Raw genomic sequence first — 20,123 nt, forward strand, 5'->3', positions numbered from 1 at the left:
CTGGATGCATGGCCCAGAGGCTAGGAATGCGGGTACGGTCGGCGCTTCGGTCAGGTGGCTGGGCCGAGGTCGGCCGATCGGCCGATCCCCCGAAAAACTCACACAAAGTTCACTGCTTACCCTCAGCAGGGTGAACTCCGTGACCGAGCTGGCGACATCAGGGCCGTTGCTGCTCGCCGCCGGAGTGGCCCTGCTCGCGGGCGCGATCTCGTTCGCCTCGCCGTGTGTGGTGCCTCTCGTCCCGGGTTACCTCGCCTACCTGGCCGCGCTGGTCGGCGCGGACGCGCCCGCGGTGACGGCGGACGAGGAACGCAAGCGTGGCCGCTTCGCCGTGGTCGGCGCGGCGGGACTGTTCGTGCTGGGGTTCACCGTGGTCTTCGTCGCCGGGCTGGGAAGCCTGGTCTGGCTCGCCGACGCCGTGCTCGGCAACGAGGTCCTGCTGCAGCGCATCGGCGGCGTGGTGACCATCGTCATGGGCCTGGTGTTCCTCGGCCTGGTTCCGTGGCTGCAACGCGACTTTCGGGCCCATCGTGTGCCCCGGGCCGGTCTGGCGGGCGCGCCGCTGCTGGGGGCGGTCTTCGGCCTGGGCTGGACACCTTGCATCGGGCCGACCCTCTCCGGTGTGCTGGCCCTCGCCACGGCGACCGGCACGGCGGGAGCACGCGGGTTCGTGCTGGTTCTCGTCTACTGCCTCGGGCTCGGGCTGCCGTTCCTGCTGATCGCGTTCGGTGCCCGGTGGGCCGTGCGGGCGACCGACTGGCTTCGCCGCAACGGCCGCCGGGTGCAGGTCTTCGGCGGTGGCCTGCTGATCGTGGTCGGCCTGCTGCTGGTCACCGGGCTGTGGGCGGAGTTGGTCGGCTGGCTGCGGAACGCCCTGGTCACGGACACGGTGCTGCCACTGTGACCACCACCGAAACGCCGCCCGAGCCCCGGTACCGCGACACGCCCGTCAAGCGCGTGCTGGCCTTCGCCCGCAACACCTGGCGTGGCCTGACCTCCATGCGTACCGCGCTGATCCTGTTGTTCCTGCTCGCGCTCGCCGCGATGCCCGGCGCGCTCCTGCCGCAGCGTGCGCTCAACGACCAGAAGACGCAGCAGTACATCACCTCACACGGCTGGTGGGGCACCCTGCTCGACCGGCTCCAGTTCTTCGGTGTCTATTCCAGCGTCTGGTTCTCGGCGATCTATCTGCTGTTGATGTTGTCGCTGATCGGCTGTCTCTTCCCGCGCAGCCTCGAGTACTTCCGCTCGATGCGGGCGAAGCCGGTGCTCACCCCGCGCAATCTCTCGCGGATGCCGCACTTCCGCGAGGCCAGGGTCGGCGCGGATGCCGGCGAAGTCCTGGACAAGGCGAGCGCGCGGCTCAAGGGCTGGCGCAGGGCCGAACGCGAGGAACCGGGCGGCGTCCGCACGATCAGCGCTGAGCGCGGCTACCTGCGCGAGACCGGCAACCTGCTGTTCCACTTCGCCATGCTCGGCCTGATCATCGCCTTCGCGCTGGGCAAGATGTACGGGTACGAGGGCCAGGTCGTGGTGCAGGCGGACGGCTCGCAGTTCTGCAACACGGGCGTGCTCAACTACGACTCGTTCAACCCGGGGCTGCGCGTCGACGGGACCGATCTCGACCCGTTCTGCGTCAAGATCGACGACTTCACCGCGCGCTACACCGAGGCCAACCAGCCGGTGCACTACCAGTCCCACATCGAGTACCAGTCCGGCTCGGATCTGGCGAACAACGTGTGGAAGCCCTTCCTGCTCGAGGTCAACTCGCCACTGCGCACCGCGGGGGACCGGCTGTACCTGCTCAACCACGGGTATTCGCCGACGTTCACGCTCACCTATCCCAACGGGGACAAGCGCACGCAGACGATCCAGTGGACCCCGGCGGACACCCAGACCTATCTGACCGAGGGCGCGACGAAGTTCGACCCGCCGGGCGTCACCGACGCCGCGGAGCGGCGCACGAAGCAGATCGCGGTCACCGGCCTGCTCGCGCCGACACCCTTCGTGCACGGCGGGGTGCTGACCTCCACCGCACCCGAGCTGAAGGACCCGATGGTCGCCGTGGACGTGCTGCGCGGTGATCTGGGGCTCGACTCCGGCCGCAGCCAGTCGATCTCCGAAGTCGACCAGTCGATGATCGCCGACGGCAGGCTCAAGCGGGTCGCGCGGCAGAACCTGTCGATCGGCCAGAGTCTCACCCTCGACGACGGCACCAAGGTCAGCTTCGACGGCGTGCGGCAATGGGTCGCGCTGCAGGTCTCGCACGACCCCGCGCAGGACTACGTGCTGGCCTTCGCCATCGTGATGCTGCTCGGGCTCGGCGCTTCGCTGCTGATCAAGCGGCGTCGCGTGTGGATCCGGGTGAGCCCGGGCGAGGACGGGGAAGCCGGTACCGTGGTCCAGGTGGGTGGTCTGGCCCGCACCGATCAGGCCGGGTACGGCGAGGAATTCAACCGAATAGCGGAAGCTGTCGTGAAATGAGGCGACAGCGCCCGTGGTACTCGTGGCAATCACCGCGGAAGCCCCGCGGGAGGGCTAGCGTGACGACCGCGCGGATCGGCCGGCATCGGCTCATTCCGGGCGAGAACAGGAAGAGGCAATGCCGGTGAACGAGACGTTGTCCCAGTACAGCGACTGGTCCTACACCACGGCGACGGCCGTCTACGTGCTGGCGCTGGTGTTCTTCCTCATCGAGCAGTCATTCGGTGCCAAGGGCAGGGTCGCCGCCGAGCGGTCGAAGGCACGGACCCGCGAGCTGGTCGGCGCGGGCGGCCCTCCGGCGGCCGAGTCCGTCACGCCGGCCACGCCGTCACCCGCGGGGGGACGGGCTGAGCGGATCGGCCGGATGGGTGTCTCGCTGGTCGTCCTGGGCGCGCTGCTGCACCTTGCCGCGCTGGTCCTGCGCGGGCTGGCGACGGACCGTGTGCCCTGGGGCAACATGTACGAGTACATCATGGCGGTGACCTTCATCGCCGTGGCGACTTGGCTGGTCGTGCTCAGGAAGTTCGAGGTCCGGCACCTGACGGGCTTCATGCTGCTGCCGGTGGTCATCCTGATGTTCGTCGGCGGAACCGCACTCTACGCGGTCGCCGCGCCGGTGCAGCCCGCGTTGCAGTCGTACTGGCTCTGGATCCACGTCACCGCCGCGATCATCGCCTCCGGCGTGTTCATGGTGCCGGGCGTGGCGAGCATCTGTTACCTCGTCCGCTCGGCCTACGAGCGTGACGAAACCCGCTTCGCGCGCTTCGCGCCGAGGCTGCCCGCCGCCGACGTGCTGGACCGTGTCGCCTACCGGGCGACCGTGTTCGCGTTCCCGCTGTTCACCTTCGGTGTGCTGTGCGGCGCGGTGTGGGCCGAGTCGGCCTGGGGCCGGTTCTGGGGCTGGGACCCGAAGGAGACGACGGCCTTCGTCGCCTGGGTGGTCTATGCGGCCTACCTGCACTCACGGGCGACGGCGGGCTGGCGTGGCACGCGCGCCGCGGTGATCAACATTCTCGGGTTCGCGGTGATGGTGTTCAACCTGTTCTTCGTCAACCTGGTCACCGCGGGGCTGCATTCCTACGCCGGGGTCGGCTGATGACCGGTCCATATCCCGATCCCTACTTCTCCGAGGAAAGCACCGACTCCACCGCACATCCCGCGCAGCCGCGCTACCCCTACCAGGACACGGCCGACGAGCAGGGCCTCCCGCCGCTGCGGCCCGACCCCGCCTACCCGCCGCTCCCGCAGCCGTCCGGGTCGCGGCGGGCCGCCGCCCACGCGCAGAATCCCGTGCGCGTGCCCAAACGGCCTCCGCGATCCGGCTGGCGCCGGGCGCTCTACCTGGGTTCCGGCAAGCTGGTCAACCCGGGGGAAAGCCCGGTCGAACGGTACGAGCGCGAACTGACCCTGCGGGTCAACCAGCCGCTGCGCGGGTGCTTCAAGATCGCGATGCTGAGCCTCAAGGGCGGCGTCGGCAAGACCACGGTGACCACGATCCTCGGGTCGGCGTTCGCGTTGCTGCGCGGCGACCGGGTGGTCGCGGTGGACGCCAACCCCGACCGTGGCACGCTCTCGCAGAAGATCCCGATCGAGACCACCGCGACCGTCCGGCACCTGCTGCGCGACGCCGACAAGATCACCCGGTACAGCGACGTGCGGGCGTACACCTCACAGGGCGCCGGCCGGCTGGAGATCCTCGCCAGCGAGCAGGATCCGGCGGTGTCCGAGGCCTTCTCCGAGGACGACTACCTGCGCACGATCAACCTGCTGGAGCACTACTACAGCATCGTGCTCACCGACTGCGGGACCGGCCTGATGCACTCGGCCATGAAGGGTGTGCTGGACCTCGCCGACGCACTGGTGATCGTTTCGTCCTCGTCGGTGGACGGCGCGCGCAGCGCTTCGGCGACGATCGACTGGCTGGAGGCGCACGGCTACGGCGACCTGGTCAAACGGTCCGTCGCGGTGATCAACTCGGTGCGCCCGCGGGCGGGCTCGGTCGACCTGGACAAGCTGGCCGCGCACTTCGCCGCACGGACCAGGGCGGTCTGCCGGATTCCGTTCGACCCCCACCTCGAGGAGGGGGCGGAGATCGAACTCGAGCGCATCAGCGACGACACCCGGATGGCCCTGCTGGAACTCGCCGCCACGGTGGCGGACGCCTTTCCCCTGAAGCCGTTCTGACTCGGACTATTCCGGGTCGTTGTCCTTGCGGCGCTGCTGCTCGCCGAGCTGGCGGAGGAAGTCCGGGTCGTCGTCCGGAGCGATGGGGGTGTGACGAGCGGACACGCCGACTCGCTCGGGGGCGAAGGCTCGCCACAACAGAACGGCGATGGTGAGCGCTCCGATCGCCGCGAGCAGGTAGATCATGCTCGCTCCCTTTCCCTCGTGCGATGATGAGAATTCTTCTCATCCCGCAGATTGACTGTCACGAGGGTAGCCCTTCGGCGGTGTTGAGGGGATGAGGCACCACGGCCGGCCGTCACGGCAAGGCCACCTTGGGGGGATCGGATGCCATCGGTGCGTGCGCCGGGTTGCCGAGGCCCCTAAGGTGGCCTTCGATGTCTTCGAGCTGATCCGCCTCAGCGGGTGGGTTCGCTGGCGTCCGTGGTGAGCTCGGCGAGCAGCGCGTTCACCTCGGACTCACGGAACCGCCGGTGGCCTCCGGGGGTGCGGATCGAACCGATCCGGCCCGCGGTCGCCCAGCGTGTCACTGTCTTGGGGTCCACCCGGAACAGCGCGGCGACTTCACCGGGCGTAAGCAGCCGCCCTCCCACGGTCGAGGTCATTTTCCGCCTCCTTCACGACGTCCGTGCCCTGACCGGAAGGGTTCCCGGCCAGTCAACGCGGCAATCGTCGCATCTCACCCGGCGAGTACTCGAACGGTTGTGGAAGAGTAAAGGGGTAGTAAGGGACAAATCGCCCAGGCTGGCGGGAGGTCCCCGGATGCCCCTCGGCCAGTGCTTCCGGGAGTGGAAGCTGGGCGTAACCTCGAAGTCTGTGAGTACTCCGCACCTGGCGCGTGACCTGACGCTTTACCTGCTGGCGCGGCTGGGACTGATCGCCGTCGTGGCCGGCGTACTGGTCTTGGTCAAGGTCCCTTTACTGGTCGCGTTCGCGGTCGCCGTCGTCGTCGGCTTCCCCCTCGGACTGCTCATCCTGCGGAAGCTCAACGCCCGGGTCACCGCCGGCCTCGCCGCGCGCAACGAGCACCGCGCCCGCGAGCGGGCCAAGCTGCGGGCACAGCTGCGGGGGGAGGAGTGAAGGCGTGGGTGCGTGAAGCGATCCGCCGCCTGGAGGCCGACGCCAATCGCAGCGCCGACACCCACCTCCACGTCTTCCCGCTGCCGCCGGAGTGGGGTGTCGACCTTTACCTCAAGGACGAGTCCGTGCATCCGACCGGCTCGCTCAAGCACCGGCTGGCGCGTTCCCTGTTGCTCTATGGCCTGGTCAACGGTCAGATCGGGCCCGAGACCACGCTGATCGAGGCGTCCAGCGGTTCGACGGCGGTCTCGGAGGCGTACTTCGCGCGCATGCTCGGCCTGGAGTTCGTGGCCGTCATGCCGAGGAAGACCAGCAAGGAAAAGGTCGCGCTGATCGAGTTCTACGGTGGCAAGTGTCACTTCGTCGACGTCCCGTCGGCGATGTACGGCGAAGCCGAGCGCTTGGCCGCGGAGTGCGGTGACCGCGCGGGTGTCGGCGCCGTGAAGGGTTACTACCTCGACCAGTTCACCTACGCCGAGCGTGCGACCGACTGGCGGGGCAACAACAACATCGCCGAGTCCGTCTTCGCCCAGATGCGGGCGGAACGGCATCCGGTCCCGGAGTGGATCGTGGTGGGCGCGGGCACCGGCGGCACGAGCGCGACCTTCGGCCGGTACGTCCGGTATCGCCGGTACGACACCAAGATCGCCGTGGTGGATCCGGAGAACTCGGCCTTCTTCGGCGCGTGGGAAACCGGCGCGATGGACTACGCGACCGGAATGCCGTCGCGGATCGAAGGAATCGGCCGTCCCCGGGTCGAACCCTCGTTCGTGCCCGGTGTCATCGACGAAATGCTGCCGGTCCCCGACGCAGGCTCCCTGGCGGCGATCCGGTTGCTGCGGGAGCGGACGGGGCACTGGGCGGGCGGCTCCACCGGGACGAACCTCTACGGAGCGTTCCAGCTCATCGCGAGGATGATCGCGGAGGGCCGGACGGGGAGCGTGGTGACCCTGCTGTGCGACGGCGGCGAACGGTACGCCAACACCTACTACGAGGACGGCTGGCTCGCCGAGCAGGGTTTGGACATCGCGCCGCATCTCGCCCGTCTGAACGGCTTCCTCGGCACCGGCCGCTGGGACGGATGAGGCCGGCTCAGGGCCGGTAGATCTCGGAGAGTTCGGCGATGTGGTCGGCCGCGTCGACCCGGATCCTGGCCAGCGACTTCTTGCCGGCGCGCAACGCGTCGAGGAGTTGGTCGGCCGTGCAGGGACGGACGCCGACCCCCTGGGAGTCCAGAGTCGGCTGACCGTTCGAGCAGATGTCCGCCGCCGAACGGATCTGCGGCTGGTCCGCCAGCGCGAGCCGATAGAGCGCCGAGTCGGCCGGATCGTTCTCGTAGTGGCCGTTGTCGGCGCCTCCGGGGCGGTAGACCTGCAGCCGGAAGCGCACCATGTGGACGCTCTCGTCGTAGCCGTCGAGCGCCACGGTCTCCACGCTGTTCGGGAACTTGAGCCGGCTCCGCGTGTCCGCCGACGCCGCCTGCCGCGGGCTCGACGTGACCGTTACCGCGGCGGTCGCCGAGCCGGTCGTGGTCTGCGTTGAACACGCCGCCGTCGCGAAGACGGCCAGTGCCGCGGCCGCGCACACCAGAATCCCGTGCCTGCTCACACTTTCCCTCCTGTTCGAATGGTTCGACGCTTGGACGAGCGAGGGGCCGGATGGGTTGCCGGGAATTCCCTTTTTTCGGGCCGGGCAGGAAATTTCCTGTTACGAGAGGGCCAGCGTGATCGCGGTGAGCACGGACCAGGCCAGCATGACCAGGCCGGTGTCCCGGAGCACGGGGATGAGCCGTGGCCCGGTGCCCCCGCTCGTCACCACTCGTACCGGCCGGATCACCAGGATCGCGCTGATCAACGCGGTCAGCACGGCGGGGTGTGCGGGCGCGAGCAGGATCGTGATCACATACGGCACGGCCATGAGGGCCAGGTAGAGGCGGCGGGTGCCGGCGTCGCCGAGGCGGACGGCGAGCGTGTTCTTGCCCACCTGGCGGTCGGTCGGGATGTCACGCAGGTTGTTCGCGGTCAGCACGCCGGTGGAAAAGCAGCCGACGGCGACCGCGGCGCCCAGGGCGGGCAGGCTGATCGTGCCCGCCTGGACGTAGACCGTACCGAGTACGGCCGCCAGCCCGAAGAACACGAAGACCGCGAGCTCGCCGAAACCCACGTAGCCGTAAGGTTTCCGGCCTCCCGTGTAGAACCAGGCACCGAGGACGCACGCCGCGCCCATCGCCAGAAGCCACCATCGGCCACTGGCGATCACCAGGAGCAGGCCGAGCACTCCGGCCACACCGAGGCAGCCCAGTGCCGCCGCGAGTACGGATTTCGGGGGCGCCGCTCCGGAACCGACCAGCCGTAGCGGACCGACCCGGTTCTCATCGGTGCCGCGGATGCCGTCCGAGTAGTCGTTGGCGAAGTTCACCCCGACGATCAGCGACAGCGCGACGAGCAGCGCCAGCAGCGAGCGCCACCATGAGAACGCTCCCAGTTGGATGGCCGCGCCGACACCCGCCAGCACCGGCGCCACCGCGTTGGGCAACGTTCGTGGCCGTGCCCCCTCGATCCACTCGGTCACCGTCGCCATGACGGCCATTGTGCTCCGGTGGCGGCGGTCACCTGGCCAAGGGGCTCGCCCAGGTCAGCGTGCCGCTGCCGGGGTCGGCGACGGCGGGTGTGGTGGTGACCAGGAGCCCGAGGAGGATCCCGAGGACGGCCGCGAGGATGCCACGTTTCGGCGAGGTCATGCGCCCGAATGAACACCGTCCTCGGGCTTTGTGTCAATGGCGTGGCCGAAGATCCCCGAAACGACCGAGGCGCGGTCGATCTTGCCGGGCCCGCGCAAGGGCAGCGAAGCGACGAATTCCAGGCGTTTCGGCACGGCCGCGGGCCCGGCGGCCTCGCGTACGGCGGCACGAAGACGATCGGCCGCCGGGGCCGTGGCCGAAGCGGCATCCGGCACGACGGCGGCCGCGACGATGTGTCCCCATTCGGCGTCGGGCAACCCCACTACGCACGACTCCCGCACCCCTTCGCAGCCGGCGAGCACACGTTCCACGGCGGCGGCCGAAACCTTGACCCCACCGGTGTTGATCACATCGTCGACGCGCCCGATCACTTCCAGCTTGCCGTCGCGGAACCGGCCCCGGTCGCCCGTGCGGAACCAGCCGCCGGTGAAGACCTCCGACGTCAGGCCGGGGCGGAGCCGGTAGCCGTGTGCCAGTACCGGGCCGGACAAGCGGATCCGCTCGTCCTCGCCGACTTCCGCGCGAACGCCGTCGAGTGGTACGCCGTCGTAGACGCAGCCGCTCGCGGTCTCGCTCATGCCGTACGCGGGAACGATCCGTACGCCGGCTTCGGCGGCCTGTTCGCGCAGTTTGGGGGGAGTGGCCGCGGCACCGATGACGATCGCGTCGAACGCCCTCGCCGCGTCGAGCCCGGCGCCGCCCGCCTCGATCAGCCGGGTGAGTTGTGTGGGAACCATCGCCGTATAGCGAGGGCCCTCACCACGCAGCGCGGTTTCGGCGGCTTCGGCGAACACATCGGGACGGAACGGCCCCGGCGGTACCACCGCGCACGGTGTCCCTGCGAGCAGGGAGCGCACCAGCACCTGCAGACCGCCGATGTAGTGCGCGGGAGTGGCGAGCAGCCATCTCCCGGGGCCGCCGAGACGGTCGTGCGTGGCGGTCGCCGACGAAGTGAGCGCTTTCACGGACAGCAGCACGCCTTTGGGTTCTCCCGTGGAACCCGAAGTCGCGATGATCACCGCGGTACCCGGTTCGACCGGTTGGTCCGGGGCCATGGCCGCCCGCAGTTTCTCCGCCGAGGGGTCGCGCGCGTCGAGGGGCAGCACGGTGGGCCCGCCGTCGAGGGCTTCGGCGAGCGCACTCCGCAGCTCGTCGATCGACGCCGGTTCACCCAGCCACACCTCGCGCACGATGACCTCGGTCTCTCTCAGTAGTAGTAAGGGAACTCCGACCAGTCGGGCGCTCGCTTTTCGAGGAAGGAGTCGCGTCCTTCCACCGCCTCGTCCTGCATGTAGGCGAGCCGGGTGGTCTCCCCGGCGAAGAGCTGCTGTCCGACCAGGCCGTCGTCGATCAGGTTGAACGCGTACTTGAGCATCCGTTGCGCGGTCGGCGACTTTCCGTTGATCTGCCAGGCCCACTCCAGCGCCTCGGTCTCGAGCCGTGCGTGGGGCACGACCGCGTTGACCGCCCCCATGGCGTGCATCTCCTGCGCCGAGTACGCGCGGCCGAGGAAGAAGATCTCCCGCGCGAACTTCTGTCCGACCTGACGGGCCAGGTAGGCCGAACCGAAGCCGCCGTCGAACGAACCGACGTCGGCGTCGGTCTGCTTGAACCGGGCGTGCTCGGCCGAGGCGAGGGTGAGATCGCACACGACGTGCAGCGAGTGGCCGCCGCCCGCGGCCCAGCCGGGCACCACCGCGATCACCACCTTCGGCATGAACCGGATCAGCCGTTGCACCTCCAGGATGTGCAGCCGGCCCGCCCGTGCGGGGTCCACCGTGTCCGATGTCTCGCCGGAGGCGTACTGGTAACCCGACCGGCCGCGAATACGCTGGTCACCACCGGAGCAAAAAGCCCAGCCCCCGTCCTTGGCCGAGGGGCCGTTCCCGGTGAGCAGGACGCAGCCCACGTCGGGGCTCATCCGGGCATGATCGAGCGCGCGGTGGAGCTCGTCCACCGTGTGCGGCCGGAAGGCGTTGCGAACGTCCGGACGATCGAACGCGACGCGCGCGACACGCTTGCCCGAACGGGCCTCGGCGGAGCGGTGATAGGTGATGTCGGTGAAGCCGAAACCTTCGACCTCGGTCCACGCGGCCTGGTCGAACAGCTCGGAAACGCGGTTGTCATGCACCTGGTGGACAATAGAACAAGCAACGAGCCGTAAGCCCGGCCCGCGGGCCTGTCGTCGGCCCCGAGAGCGTGTGTGGGGGCAGCAGTCCGGAGGAGGAGACCGCGTGACGCCAAAGTGCAGGCTGCCGGCGACGCGGTGCCGTGCCTCGGGCGCGACCGTGCGATCGGGGGCCGGCCGGTGAACCCGTCCACCGCCCAAGCACGCGTGATCGTCGACGAACTCGTCCGCAACACCGTCTCCCACGTCGTGCTCTGCCCGGGATCGCGCAATGCGCCGCTTTCCTTCGCGCTGCACGACGCCGCCACCGCCGGGCGGCTCCAGCTCCACGTCCGGATCGACGAGCGGGGAGCCGCCTTCCTGGCGCTCGGGATCGCCGCGCGGACCGGCCGTCCGGTCGCCGTGGTCTGCACCTCGGGCACCGCGGCCGCGAACTTCCATCCCGCCGTGCTGGAAGCCGACCGGGCCGGCGTGCCGCTGATCGTGCTCACCGCGGACCGGCCGCCCGAGTTGCGCGCGGCCGGCGCGAACCAGGTCATCGACCAGCAGCGGCTCTACGGCGACGCGATCCGGTACTACGACGAACTCGCCGTCGCCGAACGCCGCGCCGGACAGAACGCCTATTGGCGAAGCCAGATCTGCCGGGCCTGGAACGCGGCGTACGGCGAATGGCGGTGCGGGCCGGTTCACCTCAACGTCCCGTTCCGCGAGCCGCTCGTCCCGGACGACGAGGGCGACTGGTACGAGCCATTGGAGGGAAGGCCGGGCGGGGCGCGGTGGACCGAGTTGCCCGACTTCGGCGCGCTGCCGTCGTTCGTCGTGCCGTCGGCGCGGTGCGGGCTCGTCGTCGTGTGCGACAGCGGGGTACGGGCGGCCGGCGAATGGGCAGGCCAGCACGGCTGGCCGGTGGTGTCGGAGACCGGCGGACTGGGCCTTTCGGGTGCGGGGGCGATCGGGAGCGGGATCTGGCTGCTCGGCGCCGAGAAGTTCATCGCCGCGCACAAGCCCGAACAGGTCCTCTGCATCGGGCGTCCCACGGTGTTCCGGCAGATCCAGACGCTGTTGTCGGACGCCGATGTCGAGGTGCTGCTGGTGCGGCCGGACGCGGACTGGCCCGCGCCCGCGCACAACGTCCGCCAGGTGGGGCAGTGGTTCGACGAGCCGTCGAAGCCGGCCGATCCGGACTGGCTGAAGAGCTGGCGGCGGGCCGACCGCGCCGCGCTCGCCGCGGTCGGCGGAGCGCTCGAAGCGGAGCCGTGGCCGAGCGGCCTGCGGTTGGCGGCGGAGCTGGTCGACGCGCTTCCCCCGGACGCGCTGCTGGTCGTCGGCTCGTCCAATCCGGCGCGCGATGTCGCGCTCGCCGGTGGCGTCCGTCCGGACATCCTGGTGCACCGCAACCGCGGCGTGGCCGGCATCGACGGCACGCTCTCGACCGCGATCGGGGCCGCGACTGTCCATCGTGGACATTCGTACGCGCTGGTCGGCGACCTGACCTTCCTGCACGACGTGAACGGACTGCTGGCGGGTCCGGCGGAGGACGCGGCGCGCCCGGATCTGACGATCGTCGTGCTCAACGACGACGGGGGCGGCATCTTTTCGTTGCTGGAACAGGGCGCGCCGGAACACGGTGACGCCTTCGAACGGGTCTTCGGAACGCCGCACGGCGCGGATCTCGGGGCGTTGTGCCAGGGTTTCCGGGTCCCGCACGTACTCGCCCGGACGCGTGAGGAGTTCCGGGAGGCTCTTCGGCCGGAACCCGGGGTCCGCGTGGTCGAGGTGCGGGTGGACCGTTCGCGGCACCGGGATCTCCACGCTCGCGTCCGCGCCGCGGTGTCCGCGGCGTTGTAGGTCCACCCGGGCGGGTGGCGCTTTCCCTCCTTTCGTTCGTAGTGGCCTGATCACGGTCCGGATACGTTCGGCACCATGCTTTCTCGCATCAGAGTGGGTTCGGGATTGACCGTCGTCGCCGTGGCGCTCGCCATGTGTACCGCCGGTGCCAGCGCGGCTCCCGCCGCGGGCGCGTCAGGAGTGGGCGACCCGTACTACCCGTACGCGGGCAACGGGGGCTATCACGCGTCGCACTACGACGTCCGGCTGACCTACGACCCCGCGACGGATCTGCTGAAAGGCACCACCACGATCCTCGCCAGGACCACCCAGGAGCTGTCCTCCTTCGATCTCGACTTCGGGCTGCACACCAACTCGATCCTGGTGAACAACGTGCCCGCGAAGTTCCACAGCGATCCCAAGGAGAACGGCGAACTCGTCGTCGTCCCGGCCGCGCCGCTCAAGGCCGGGCAGGACATCACCGTGGTGGTCGCCTACGCGGACACCCCGTCGAAGGTCGTGATCGACGGCTACACGGCATGGAAGAAGACCCCGGACGGCGCGCTCGGCGTCGACGAGCCGCAGAACTCTCAGTGGTGGTATCCGGCCAACGACCATCCCACCGACAAGGCCACCTTCGACATCTCGGTCGAAGTGCCCGACAACGTGGTCGCCCTGTCCAACGGAACATTCCAGGGCAACGCCAAGCTGCGCACGGGCTGGACGTGGTGGCGCTGGCGCAGCAGGGTCCCCGAGACGACCTACTCGACCACGCTGGAGGTCGGGGCCTTCCAGGTGAAACAGGCGACGACTCCGGACGGGAAGCCGTTCATCACCGCCTACGACCCGACCCTGGGCGAATCGGCGGACGCGGCGACCGCGAGCGTCGAGCGGACTCCGGAGATCGACGGCTTCCTGGCCACCCAGTTCGGGCCGTACCCCTTCGAAGCCGAGGGCGGAGTGGTGTCGAACGGGCTGAACTTCGCGCTGGAAGCCCAGACACGCCCTGTCTACAGCGGCAAGTTCTTCGCGAAGGGCAGCAACACGTCGGTCATCGCGCACGAGAACGCGCATCAATGGTTCGGCGATGACGTCTCGTTGGGCCGGTGGAGCGACATCTGGCTGAACGAGGGTTTCGCCTCCTACGCCGAGTACCTGTGGGCCGAGCACGAAGGTGAAGGCACCGCGGCCGAGTTGGCGCAGTACGTCTACGACTCCCACCCGGCCGACGACAAGTTGTGGAAGGTGCTACCGGGTGACCCGGGCGCGGACAAGCAGTTCGACGACGCCGTGTACGACCGTGGGGCCGTGGCGTTGCAGGCACTGCGGACCCGTGTGGGTGACGACGCGTTCTTCAAGATCCTCCGGACCTGGGTCGTCGAGCACCGGGGTGGCGCGGCGCGGATCGACGATTTCATCGCGCTGTCCGAACGTGTCTCCGGAAAGTCGTTGCGGGACCTGTTCACCACCTGGCTGTTCACCGTGGGCAAGCCCGCGGTCGGGCCGAACGGGTCCGCGATGACCGGGGCCACGGTGACGTCACCCCCGAAGGCGTACGCGGAGATCGAGCGCACGCACCAGTTGCTGGGAGCCGCCCGGCACTCCTGACCGGCGTTGTGAAGTCCGTGCCGGCTACGGCCCCGAGGTGACATAAGGGCCTTGCTGCGCCGTTTGGTACCAATCCGACGGCAGCCACGGCGGAAACGGGTGTCTCCCAGCAGATCGGCCGCGGCCCGTGTCCGCCTACTTTCGGTCGGATCGCTACCGGTGCTCGATATGCTCGGTCACATGACACCCGTCCAGCGGCGGTTGCGGATCGCCCGGCGTGCCGTGTATGCCGTCGCCGGGCTGATCAGCGCCCTGTGTGTCGGGTTGCTCCTCGCGGCGATCCGCAACGACAACGCCATCACCGATCACCTCGGCGCGGCGAACGCCGAGGTGACGTCGGTGGCGTTCGACCGCACGATCATCCGGTTCGACACACCCGACGGCGTCGTGCACATCCCCGCCAACGGCGTGCTCTACCCGAAGGGCCTGGCCGCGGGTGACCTGGTGCGCATCGAATACGACACCGCGAACCCCGAACTGGCGCGCGTCGCGGGCCGGACCGCCACGCTCACGTTGCTGCCGCTCGGCATGACCGTGCTGGTCACCTGGCTGGTGGCGGCCGGCCTGCTGTTCTGGATCCGGCATCGCGACCGGCTCCCCCCGGCCACCGCGGTGCCCGCGGGGACCGGCGTTGGGGAGGAAGGTGGCTTTACTACGGATCATCGGTAGTAAAGCCACCTTGCTTGGGAAATCAGGCCGAGGCGGTTTCCCGCCACCAGTCGAGGACTTCTTCGGCCGCGCTCGGTGCGGCCACCAGCAGGCCGTCCGCGGGCAGCGCGGTGCCTGCGCCGCGGCGGTCCAGCACGGTGGCCCCGGCTTCGATCGCGATCGCGACCGAACCCGCCACGTCCCGTTCGTGGTAGCTGTGCAGCACCGCCGCGACCGCGTGCCCGAGCGCGACCTGGGCGATGGACAGCGCCGCCGAGCCGAGGATCCGGACGCCGGCGTGGGCCGCGCCCGCGCGCTGGATGAACTCGCCCATGCCGGGCCACGGGCCCTTCCGGGCGAGTTCGGTGCACACGATCGCACCGCCGGTGGCGCGACGGTCGGTGAGGTGGACGGGCTTGCCGTTCGCGCGGGCCCCGCGTCCGCGCGCCGCCGCGTAGATCTGGGCGCGGTAGGGGTCGGCGACCACCCCGACCACCGGGCCGGACTCGTCGACCAGCGCCAGGCTGTAGGCGCACCACGGGACTCCGGCCACGTAGTTCGCCGTTCCGTCGACCGGGTCCACCACCCACCGGTAGGGCGCGTCGAGCACGCCCACTTCGGCGCCGTACTCCTCGCCCACCACGGGAATCCCGGGGAACTCGGCGGTCAGCACCCGGCGGGTGTGCCGTTCCAGGGTGCGATCGGTGTCGGTGACCCAGTCGAAGGGCGAGTCCTTGACACCGGGGTGGGCGCCCCGCCCCGCGGTCGCGGTGATCACGTCGGTGGCTTCGTTGGCCAGCCGCCCGGCGACTTCGAGGGCCCTCGACAGCAGTCCTGGTTCGACCGGCTGGGGCGGTCGGGCGGAAAGAAGGGTCACGCCCGCCTAGTGTGGCCGCAGCGAGTGTCCGCAACGCTACGTGGAGATGAAGAGCGCAGTTTCAGAAGGTGAGGTTGCCCGTCGTGGTGAGACGCGGCGCGCCCGCCGCGTTCTGAACAACACAGAAGTTCGAAGAGTTAACCTGGGCGTTGGTGCGGACGCCGCGAGGCGGGTGCGATGGTCTGAAATGTGCGAGTCGCCATTGTCACCGAGAGCTTCCTCCCGCAGGTCAACGGCGTGACGAACTCCGTGCTCAGAGTGGTGGAACACCTGCGCGCGGGCGGCCACGACGTCATGATCATCGCACCGGGGCTGGCGGGCCCGGCGGAGTACCGGGGCGCGCCGGTGGTCCGGATCCCGGCGGTGGACCTGCCGGTGGTCAACTCGCTTCCGATCGGACTGCCGACCAGGACCGTGCTCACCGCGATGGCGGCTTTCGGGCCGGACGTGGTGCATCTGGCTTCCCCGTTCGTGGTCGGTGCCCGGGGACTCGCCGCGGCGCGGCGACTCCGGATCCCGTCGGTCGCGATCTACCAGACCGACATCGCCGGATTCGCCACCGCCTACGGTCTCGGCCTGGGCGCGCGGGCGGCCTGGCGGTGGGTGCGGCGGTTGCACTGCAAGGCGGACCGGACGCTGGCTCCCTCCAGCGCCTCCGTGGACGACCTGCGTGCCCATGGTGTGCCGAGGGTGCACCGGTGGGGGCGTGGTGTGGACATCGACCGCTTTTCGCCGGAACACGCGGATCCCGCGTTGCGGCGCGAACTCGCCCCGGATGGCGAGTTGCTGGTCGGCTTCGTCGGGCGGCTCGCACCGGAGAAGGAGGTCGCCCGGCTGGCCGCGCTCGCCGGAATGGAGGGAGTGCGGGTGGTCGTCGTAGGCGATGGGCCGGAGCGCGAGGTGTTGCGGGAAATGATTCCCGGCGCGGCCTTCCTCGGCGCACGCTACGGTCACGACCTCGCGGTGGCCTACGCCAGTCTCGACGTGTTCGTCCACACTGGACCGCACGAGACGTTTTGCCAGGCGGTGCAGGAAGCGATGGCCTCGGGCCTGCCGGTGCTGGCGCCGGACGCCGGTGGACCGAGGGATCTCGTCCTCCCCGGCCGGACCGGGTATCTGTTGCCGGCCGACCGGGCCGGGTTCGAGGCCGGACTTCCGGCGCGCGTGCGTGATTTGCGCGACCCGGTCCTGCGGGCACAACTGGGGCGGAAGGCCCGCCGCGTCGTGCTCGGCCGGACCTGGCCCGCGGTGTGTGAGGAACTGCTCGGGCACTACGACGCCGTGACCGGTGGAGTGGCCAAGGCAGCGTGAGGCGTGCACATCGTTCAGCTGGCGAACTTCTACGGGCCGCGATCGGGAGGGCTGCGCACGGCGTTGCACCATCTCGGCGCGGGTTACGTGGCCGGCGGCCATCGGGTCACTCTGGTGGTTCCCGGATCGCGGTACGCCGAGGAACTGCTGCCCACCGGGGTGCGCCGGTTTTCCCTGCCGGCACCGAAGATCCCGGGCACCGGCGGTTACCGGGCGGTCGATCCGTACCGCGTGCGGACGCTGCTGCGGCGGCTCGAGCCCGACCGTCTGGAGGTTTCCGACCGGCTGACCTTGCGCGGAATGGGCGTGTGGGCGCGGCGTCACGGCGTCCCCGGCATCGTGATCTCCCACGAGCGGCTCGACCGCCTGCTGCGCCAGTTCCTCGTGCCGGAACCGGTGGCGCGGCGGGTCGCCGACGTGGCCAACCGGCGCATGGCGGAAAGCTACGACAAAGTGGTGTGCACGACCGCGTTCGCCCGTGAGGAGTTCGACCGGATCAACGCGCCGAACGTGCAGCGTGTGCCGTTGGGTGTGGACCTCGCCGCGTTCGCGCCGGCGAACCGGGACGACGGCTGGCGGCGGACGCTGAGCCGCGGTGCCGACGCCTTGATCGTCCACTGTGGACGTCTGTCGCCGGAGAAGCACGTGGAGCGGAGCGTGGACACGGTCGCGGAACTGACCGAGTCGGGCGTGGCGGCCCGGTTGGTGATCGCCGGTGACGGCCCTCGCCGCCGCGCGCTGGAGCGCCGCGCCCGCGGCCTGCCGGTGACCTTTCTCGGCTTTCTCGCCGACCGGACAGAGGTCGCCCGGCTGCTGGCCACCGCGGACGTGTCGCTCGCCCCGGGTCCACATGAGACATTCGGCCTCGCCGCGCTGGAGGCGTTGGCTTCCGGCACCCCGGTCGTGGTTTCGGCGTCTTCGGCCCTGCGCGAAATCGTCCATCCCGGTTGTGGCATGGCCGTTCCGGACGCTCCGGCGGCGTTCGCTTCGGCCGTTACGGGCCTGCTGGAGCGCCCCGAGGACTTCCGCCGCGCGGCGGCCCGCGCCCGCGCGGAGCAGTTCACCTGGCCACTGTCGGTCCAAGGCATGCTGAACGCACTGTCGGTGCCCGGAACTCTCGCGCCGGACTGATCCCGCGCCGTGGACAGGTGGTGCTCGCCGACCGGTGACCGGCCTTGGCCCTGCGTCCGGCACGACGGAGCATCTAGGCTCGCGGCATGTCCCGAGCCAGTCTCGACAAGGATCCGCAAGAGGTCGCCGCCATGTTCGACGGCGTCGCCTCCCGTTACGACCGGGCGAATTCGGTCATGACCTTCGGTTTCGACCGCCGCTGGCGCTCGGCCACCGCACGCGTGCTGGACGCGCGCCCGGGGGAGAAGGTTCTCGACCTGGCGGCCGGTACGGCCGTCTCCACCAGTGAGTACGCCCGGAACGGTGCCTGGTGCCTGGCCGCGGACTTCTCCCTCGGCATGCTGCGCAACGGGGTCCACCGCGCGGTTCCGATGGTCGCCGCCGACGCGCTGCACCTGCCGTTCGCGGACGGCAGTTTCGACGCGGCGACGATCAGCTTCGGCATCCGCAACTTCGTCGACACCAAGGCCGCGCTGGTCGAAATCGCCCGCGTGGTCCGTCCCGGCGGGCGGCTGGTGATCTGCGAGGTGTCCACGCCCACCTTCGCGCCGATCCGGTTCCTGCACGCGAAGTTCCTGCGGCGCGCGACGACTCTGCTCGGCCGGTTCAGCTCGTCCAACCCCGACGCCTACACCTATCTCGCGGAGTCCATGGCGGCCTGGCCGGACCAGCGGGCACTGGCCCGGATCATCGCCGACGCGGGCTGGGCCGGGGTCGAGTGGATGAACCTGACCTTCGGCGTCGTCGCCATCCACCGGGCCACCAAGCCCTCCCTCTAGACTTGCGCCCATGACTGATGCCCAGGTGATCGTCGTCGGCGCCGGTCCCGCCGGTTCGACCGCGGCCACTTACCTGGCGCGAGCCGGGGTCGACGTCCTGCTGCTGGAGAAGACGGCCTTCCCTCGCGAAAAGGTCTGCGGCGACGGCCTCACTCCGCGTGGCGTGAAACAGCTGATCGACCTCGGTATCGACACCAGCGAGGGAGCGGGGTGGGTGCACAGCCGCGGCCTGCGCATCCTCACCGGAGAGCTCACGCTCGAACTCGACTGGCCCGAGCTGACCAGTTATCCGCCCTACGGCGTTTCCCGCACCCGGCGGGACTTCGACGACCTCTTGGCCAAGACCGCGGTCAAGGCCGGCGCACGGTTGATCGAACGGACCACGGTCACCGGTGCGCTCACCGACGAGCGCACCGGCCGCGTGATCGGCGTCGAGGCGAAGACCGGTCCGGACCGTGAGCCGGTGACCTACCGCGCGCCCCTGGTCCTGGCCTGCGACGGGGTTTCGGCGCGGCTCGCGTTGTCCGTCGGTATCGAAAAGAGCGAAAAGCGCCCGATGGGCGTGGCCGTCCGGCGCTACTACAAGAGCCCGCGCCACGACGAACCGTTCATCGAGGGGCATCTGGAGCTTTGGGACCGGAGCGACCCGCGGGAGCCCCGTCTGCTGCCCGGGTACGGCTGGGCGTTCCCGCTCGGCGACGGCACGGTGAACGTCGGGCTCGGCATCCTGTCCACGTCGAAGGCGTTCCGCAACACCGACTACCGCGCTCTCCTGCGGCAATGGCTGGATTCGACCCCCGAAGAGTGGGGTTTCCGCGAGGAGAACGCGGTCGGCAAGGTCGGGGGCGCGGGCCTGCCGATGGGTTTCAACCGGCGGCCGCACTACCGCGACGGGTTGTTGCTGCTCGGCGACGCCGGCGGCATGGTGAGCCCGTTCAACGGCGAGGGCATTTCGGCGGCGATGGAGTCGGCGCAGCTCGCCGCGGAGCACGTGGTGCAGGCACTGGCCCGCCGGGAAGGGCCGTCCCGTGAGCGCGCGTTGCACGGGTACCCGCGGGCGCTCGCGGATCTGATGGGCGGCTACTACCGGCTCGGCAATCTCTTCGCCAAGGCGATCGGTCATCCGAAGGTCATGCGCGCGGCCACCAAGTACGGGCTGCGGATCAACCCCCTGATCCCGTTGGTCTACAAGGGTCTTTCGGGTTGCTATGACGCGCGCGACGGCGACGGCGTCGACCGCCTGATCGCACTGGCCTCGCGGCTGACTCCGACCGCCTGAGAGCGGATGGGCACGTTCCGGGCAGGGCGACAGCGACACCTCTTGTG

At 69.8% G+C, this 20,123-nt stretch carries 21 protein-coding genes; 13 read left to right on the top strand and 8 right to left on the bottom strand.

The genetic code is table 11. The features are described from left to right. The first annotated feature begins 130 nt into the window (after positions 1-130). The 4 genes from ACFSXZ_RS19040 to ACFSXZ_RS19055 all read left to right on the top strand — a co-directional run bounded on the left by ACFSXZ_RS19040 (position 131) and on the right by ACFSXZ_RS19055 (position 4,668). Positions 131-904 (top strand): cytochrome c biogenesis CcdA family protein, encoded by a 774-nt coding sequence (locus ACFSXZ_RS19040; protein ID WP_378266359.1) that lies wholly within the window; start codon positions 131-133, stop codon positions 902-904. Beyond that, complete coding sequence (gene resB / locus ACFSXZ_RS19045; protein ID WP_378266360.1) at positions 901-2,484, top strand: cytochrome c biogenesis protein ResB; 1,584 nt, start codon at positions 901-903, stop codon at positions 2,482-2,484. Before ACFSXZ_RS19040 ends, resB begins: the two co-directional genes overlap by 4 nt. Positions 2,485-2,602: 118 nt before the next feature. Then, positions 2,603-3,580 carry a c-type cytochrome biogenesis protein CcsB gene (gene ccsB / locus ACFSXZ_RS19050; RefSeq protein ID WP_378266361.1) on the top strand — a complete coding sequence of 326 codons (978 nt, stop codon included), beginning with the start codon at positions 2,603-2,605 and terminating at the stop codon, positions 3,578-3,580. Further along, positions 3,580-4,668, top strand: a complete 1,089-nt coding sequence (locus tag ACFSXZ_RS19055; RefSeq protein WP_378266362.1) for a MinD/ParA family ATP-binding protein — start codon at positions 3,580-3,582, stop codon at positions 4,666-4,668. Before ccsB ends, ACFSXZ_RS19055 begins: the two co-directional genes overlap by 1 nt. Positions 4,669-4,674: 6 nt before the next feature. Here ACFSXZ_RS19055 and ACFSXZ_RS19060 read toward each other — a convergent pair whose 3' ends face one another. Together ACFSXZ_RS19060 and ACFSXZ_RS19065 are read right to left on the bottom strand one after the other, a co-directional pair. Next, entirely contained in the window at positions 4,675-4,854 is a 180-nt protein-coding gene (locus ACFSXZ_RS19060; protein ID WP_378266363.1) for a hypothetical protein, read from the bottom strand. 212 nt (positions 4,855-5,066) lie between these two features. Continuing rightward, positions 5,067-5,273 carry a BldC family transcriptional regulator gene (locus tag ACFSXZ_RS19065; protein ID WP_378266364.1) on the bottom strand — a complete coding sequence of 69 codons (207 nt, stop codon included), beginning with the start codon at positions 5,271-5,273 and terminating at the stop codon, positions 5,067-5,069. Positions 5,274-5,484: 211 nt separating this feature from the next. Here ACFSXZ_RS19065 and ACFSXZ_RS19070 point away from each other — a divergent pair, with 211 nt between their 5' ends. Both ACFSXZ_RS19070 and ACFSXZ_RS19075 read left to right on the top strand, forming a co-directional pair. Next, positions 5,485-5,748, top strand: coding sequence for a DUF4229 domain-containing protein (locus tag ACFSXZ_RS19070; RefSeq protein WP_378266365.1), 264 nt, complete (start codon positions 5,485-5,487; stop codon positions 5,746-5,748). An 8-nt stretch (positions 5,749-5,756) separates the two neighbouring features. After that, the gene (locus tag ACFSXZ_RS19075) at positions 5,757-6,833 is read left to right on the top strand and encodes a PLP-dependent cysteine synthase family protein (protein ID WP_378266366.1); all 1,077 of its coding nucleotides are present in this window, start codon (positions 5,757-5,759) and stop codon (positions 6,831-6,833) included. A gap of 7 nt (positions 6,834-6,840) precedes the next feature. Here ACFSXZ_RS19075 and ACFSXZ_RS19080 read toward each other — a convergent pair whose 3' ends face one another. From ACFSXZ_RS19080 to ACFSXZ_RS19100, 5 genes are all read right to left on the bottom strand, one after another. Beyond that, positions 6,841-7,356 carry a hypothetical protein gene (locus ACFSXZ_RS19080; protein WP_378266367.1) on the bottom strand — a complete coding sequence of 172 codons (516 nt, stop codon included), beginning with the start codon at positions 7,354-7,356 and terminating at the stop codon, positions 6,841-6,843. 99 nt (positions 7,357-7,455) lie between these two features. Continuing rightward, a complete protein-coding gene (locus ACFSXZ_RS19085) occupies positions 7,456-8,328 on the bottom strand; it encodes a 1,4-dihydroxy-2-naphthoate polyprenyltransferase (protein ID WP_378266368.1) in 873 nt (290 codons plus the stop codon). A gap of 28 nt (positions 8,329-8,356) precedes the next feature. Next, positions 8,357-8,488 carry a hypothetical protein gene (locus tag ACFSXZ_RS19090; RefSeq protein WP_378266369.1) on the bottom strand — a complete coding sequence of 44 codons (132 nt, stop codon included), beginning with the start codon at positions 8,486-8,488 and terminating at the stop codon, positions 8,357-8,359. After that, on the bottom strand, positions 8,485-9,678 hold the full coding sequence (gene menE, locus ACFSXZ_RS19095) for an o-succinylbenzoate--CoA ligase (RefSeq protein WP_378266370.1): 1,194 nt from the start codon (positions 9,676-9,678) through the stop codon (positions 8,485-8,487). Before menE ends, ACFSXZ_RS19090 begins: the two co-directional genes overlap by 4 nt. A gap of 17 nt (positions 9,679-9,695) precedes the next feature. Then, positions 9,696-10,619, bottom strand: a complete 924-nt coding sequence (locus tag ACFSXZ_RS19100; protein ID WP_378266371.1) for a 1,4-dihydroxy-2-naphthoyl-CoA synthase — start codon at positions 10,617-10,619, stop codon at positions 9,696-9,698. Positions 10,620-10,796: 177 nt separating this feature from the next. On the opposite strand from ACFSXZ_RS19100, the gene menD reads away from it, so the two are divergent. From menD to ACFSXZ_RS19115, 3 genes are all read left to right on the top strand, one after another. After that, positions 10,797-12,464, top strand: coding sequence for a 2-succinyl-5-enolpyruvyl-6-hydroxy-3-cyclohexene-1-carboxylic-acid synthase (gene menD / locus ACFSXZ_RS19105; RefSeq protein WP_378266372.1), 1,668 nt, complete (start codon positions 10,797-10,799; stop codon positions 12,462-12,464). Between the two features lie 75 nt (positions 12,465-12,539). Further along, positions 12,540-14,051: a M1 family metallopeptidase gene (locus tag ACFSXZ_RS19110; protein ID WP_378266373.1), complete on the top strand. Its 1,512-nt coding sequence runs from the start codon at positions 12,540-12,542 to the stop codon at positions 14,049-14,051. A gap of 180 nt (positions 14,052-14,231) precedes the next feature. Continuing rightward, complete coding sequence (locus ACFSXZ_RS19115) at positions 14,232-14,720, top strand: DUF3592 domain-containing protein (protein ID WP_378266374.1); 489 nt, start codon at positions 14,232-14,234, stop codon at positions 14,718-14,720. 22 nt (positions 14,721-14,742) lie between these two features. Here ACFSXZ_RS19115 and ACFSXZ_RS19120 read toward each other — a convergent pair whose 3' ends face one another. Continuing rightward, positions 14,743-15,576 (bottom strand): inositol monophosphatase family protein, encoded by an 834-nt coding sequence (locus tag ACFSXZ_RS19120; RefSeq protein ID WP_378266375.1) that lies wholly within the window; start codon positions 15,574-15,576, stop codon positions 14,743-14,745. A gap of 189 nt (positions 15,577-15,765) precedes the next feature. Here ACFSXZ_RS19120 and ACFSXZ_RS19125 point away from each other — a divergent pair, with 189 nt between their 5' ends. The 4 genes from ACFSXZ_RS19125 to ACFSXZ_RS19140 all read left to right on the top strand — a co-directional run bounded on the left by ACFSXZ_RS19125 (position 15,766) and on the right by ACFSXZ_RS19140 (position 20,076). Further along, on the top strand, positions 15,766-16,887 hold the full coding sequence (locus ACFSXZ_RS19125) for a glycosyltransferase family 4 protein (RefSeq protein ID WP_378266376.1): 1,122 nt from the start codon (positions 15,766-15,768) through the stop codon (positions 16,885-16,887). Between the two features lie 3 nt (positions 16,888-16,890). Beyond that, the gene (locus ACFSXZ_RS19130; protein WP_378266377.1) at positions 16,891-18,018 is read left to right on the top strand and encodes a glycosyltransferase; all 1,128 of its coding nucleotides are present in this window, start codon (positions 16,891-16,893) and stop codon (positions 18,016-18,018) included. Positions 18,019-18,104: 86 nt separating this feature from the next. Beyond that, positions 18,105-18,797, top strand: a complete 693-nt coding sequence (locus tag ACFSXZ_RS19135; RefSeq protein ID WP_378266378.1) for a demethylmenaquinone methyltransferase — start codon at positions 18,105-18,107, stop codon at positions 18,795-18,797. A gap of 10 nt (positions 18,798-18,807) precedes the next feature. Next, a complete protein-coding gene (locus ACFSXZ_RS19140; RefSeq protein WP_378266379.1) occupies positions 18,808-20,076 on the top strand; it encodes a geranylgeranyl reductase family protein in 1,269 nt (422 codons plus the stop codon). Positions 20,077-20,123: the final 47 nt, after the last annotated feature.

Origin of the sequence: Amycolatopsis pigmentata, assembly GCF_042684065.1 — a bacterium.
Taxonomy (GTDB): Bacteria; Actinomycetota; Actinomycetes; order Mycobacteriales; family Pseudonocardiaceae; genus Amycolatopsis_E; species Amycolatopsis_E pigmentata.

Bases quoted from the DNA above. Each gene is read 5' to 3' on its own strand.
- ACFSXZ_RS19060 (WP_378266363.1), bottom strand. From the start codon at position 4,854: ATGATCTACCTGCTCGCGGCGATCGGAGCGCTCACCATCGCCGTTCTG.
- ACFSXZ_RS19135 (WP_378266378.1), top strand. From the start codon at position 18,105: ATGTCCCGAGCCAGTCTCGACAAGGATCCGCAAGAGGTCGCCGCCATG.
- ACFSXZ_RS19110 (WP_378266373.1), top strand. From the start codon at position 12,540: ATGCTTTCTCGCATCAGAGTGGGTTCGGGATTGACCGTCGTCGCCGTG.
- ccsB (WP_378266361.1), top strand. From the start codon at position 2,603: ATGCCGGTGAACGAGACGTTGTCCCAGTACAGCGACTGGTCCTACACC.
- ACFSXZ_RS19115 (WP_378266374.1), top strand. From the start codon at position 14,232: ATGACACCCGTCCAGCGGCGGTTGCGGATCGCCCGGCGTGCCGTGTAT.
- ACFSXZ_RS19055 (WP_378266362.1), top strand. From the start codon at position 3,580: ATGACCGGTCCATATCCCGATCCCTACTTCTCCGAGGAAAGCACCGAC.
- ACFSXZ_RS19085 (WP_378266368.1), bottom strand. From the start codon at position 8,328: ATGGCGACGGTGACCGAGTGGATCGAGGGGGCACGGCCACGAACGTTG.
- ACFSXZ_RS19065 (WP_378266364.1), bottom strand. From the start codon at position 5,273: ATGACCTCGACCGTGGGAGGGCGGCTGCTTACGCCCGGTGAAGTCGCC.
- ACFSXZ_RS19090 (WP_378266369.1), bottom strand. From the start codon at position 8,488: ATGACCTCGCCGAAACGTGGCATCCTCGCGGCCGTCCTCGGGATCCTC.
- ACFSXZ_RS19140 (WP_378266379.1), top strand. From the start codon at position 18,808: ATGACTGATGCCCAGGTGATCGTCGTCGGCGCCGGTCCCGCCGGTTCG.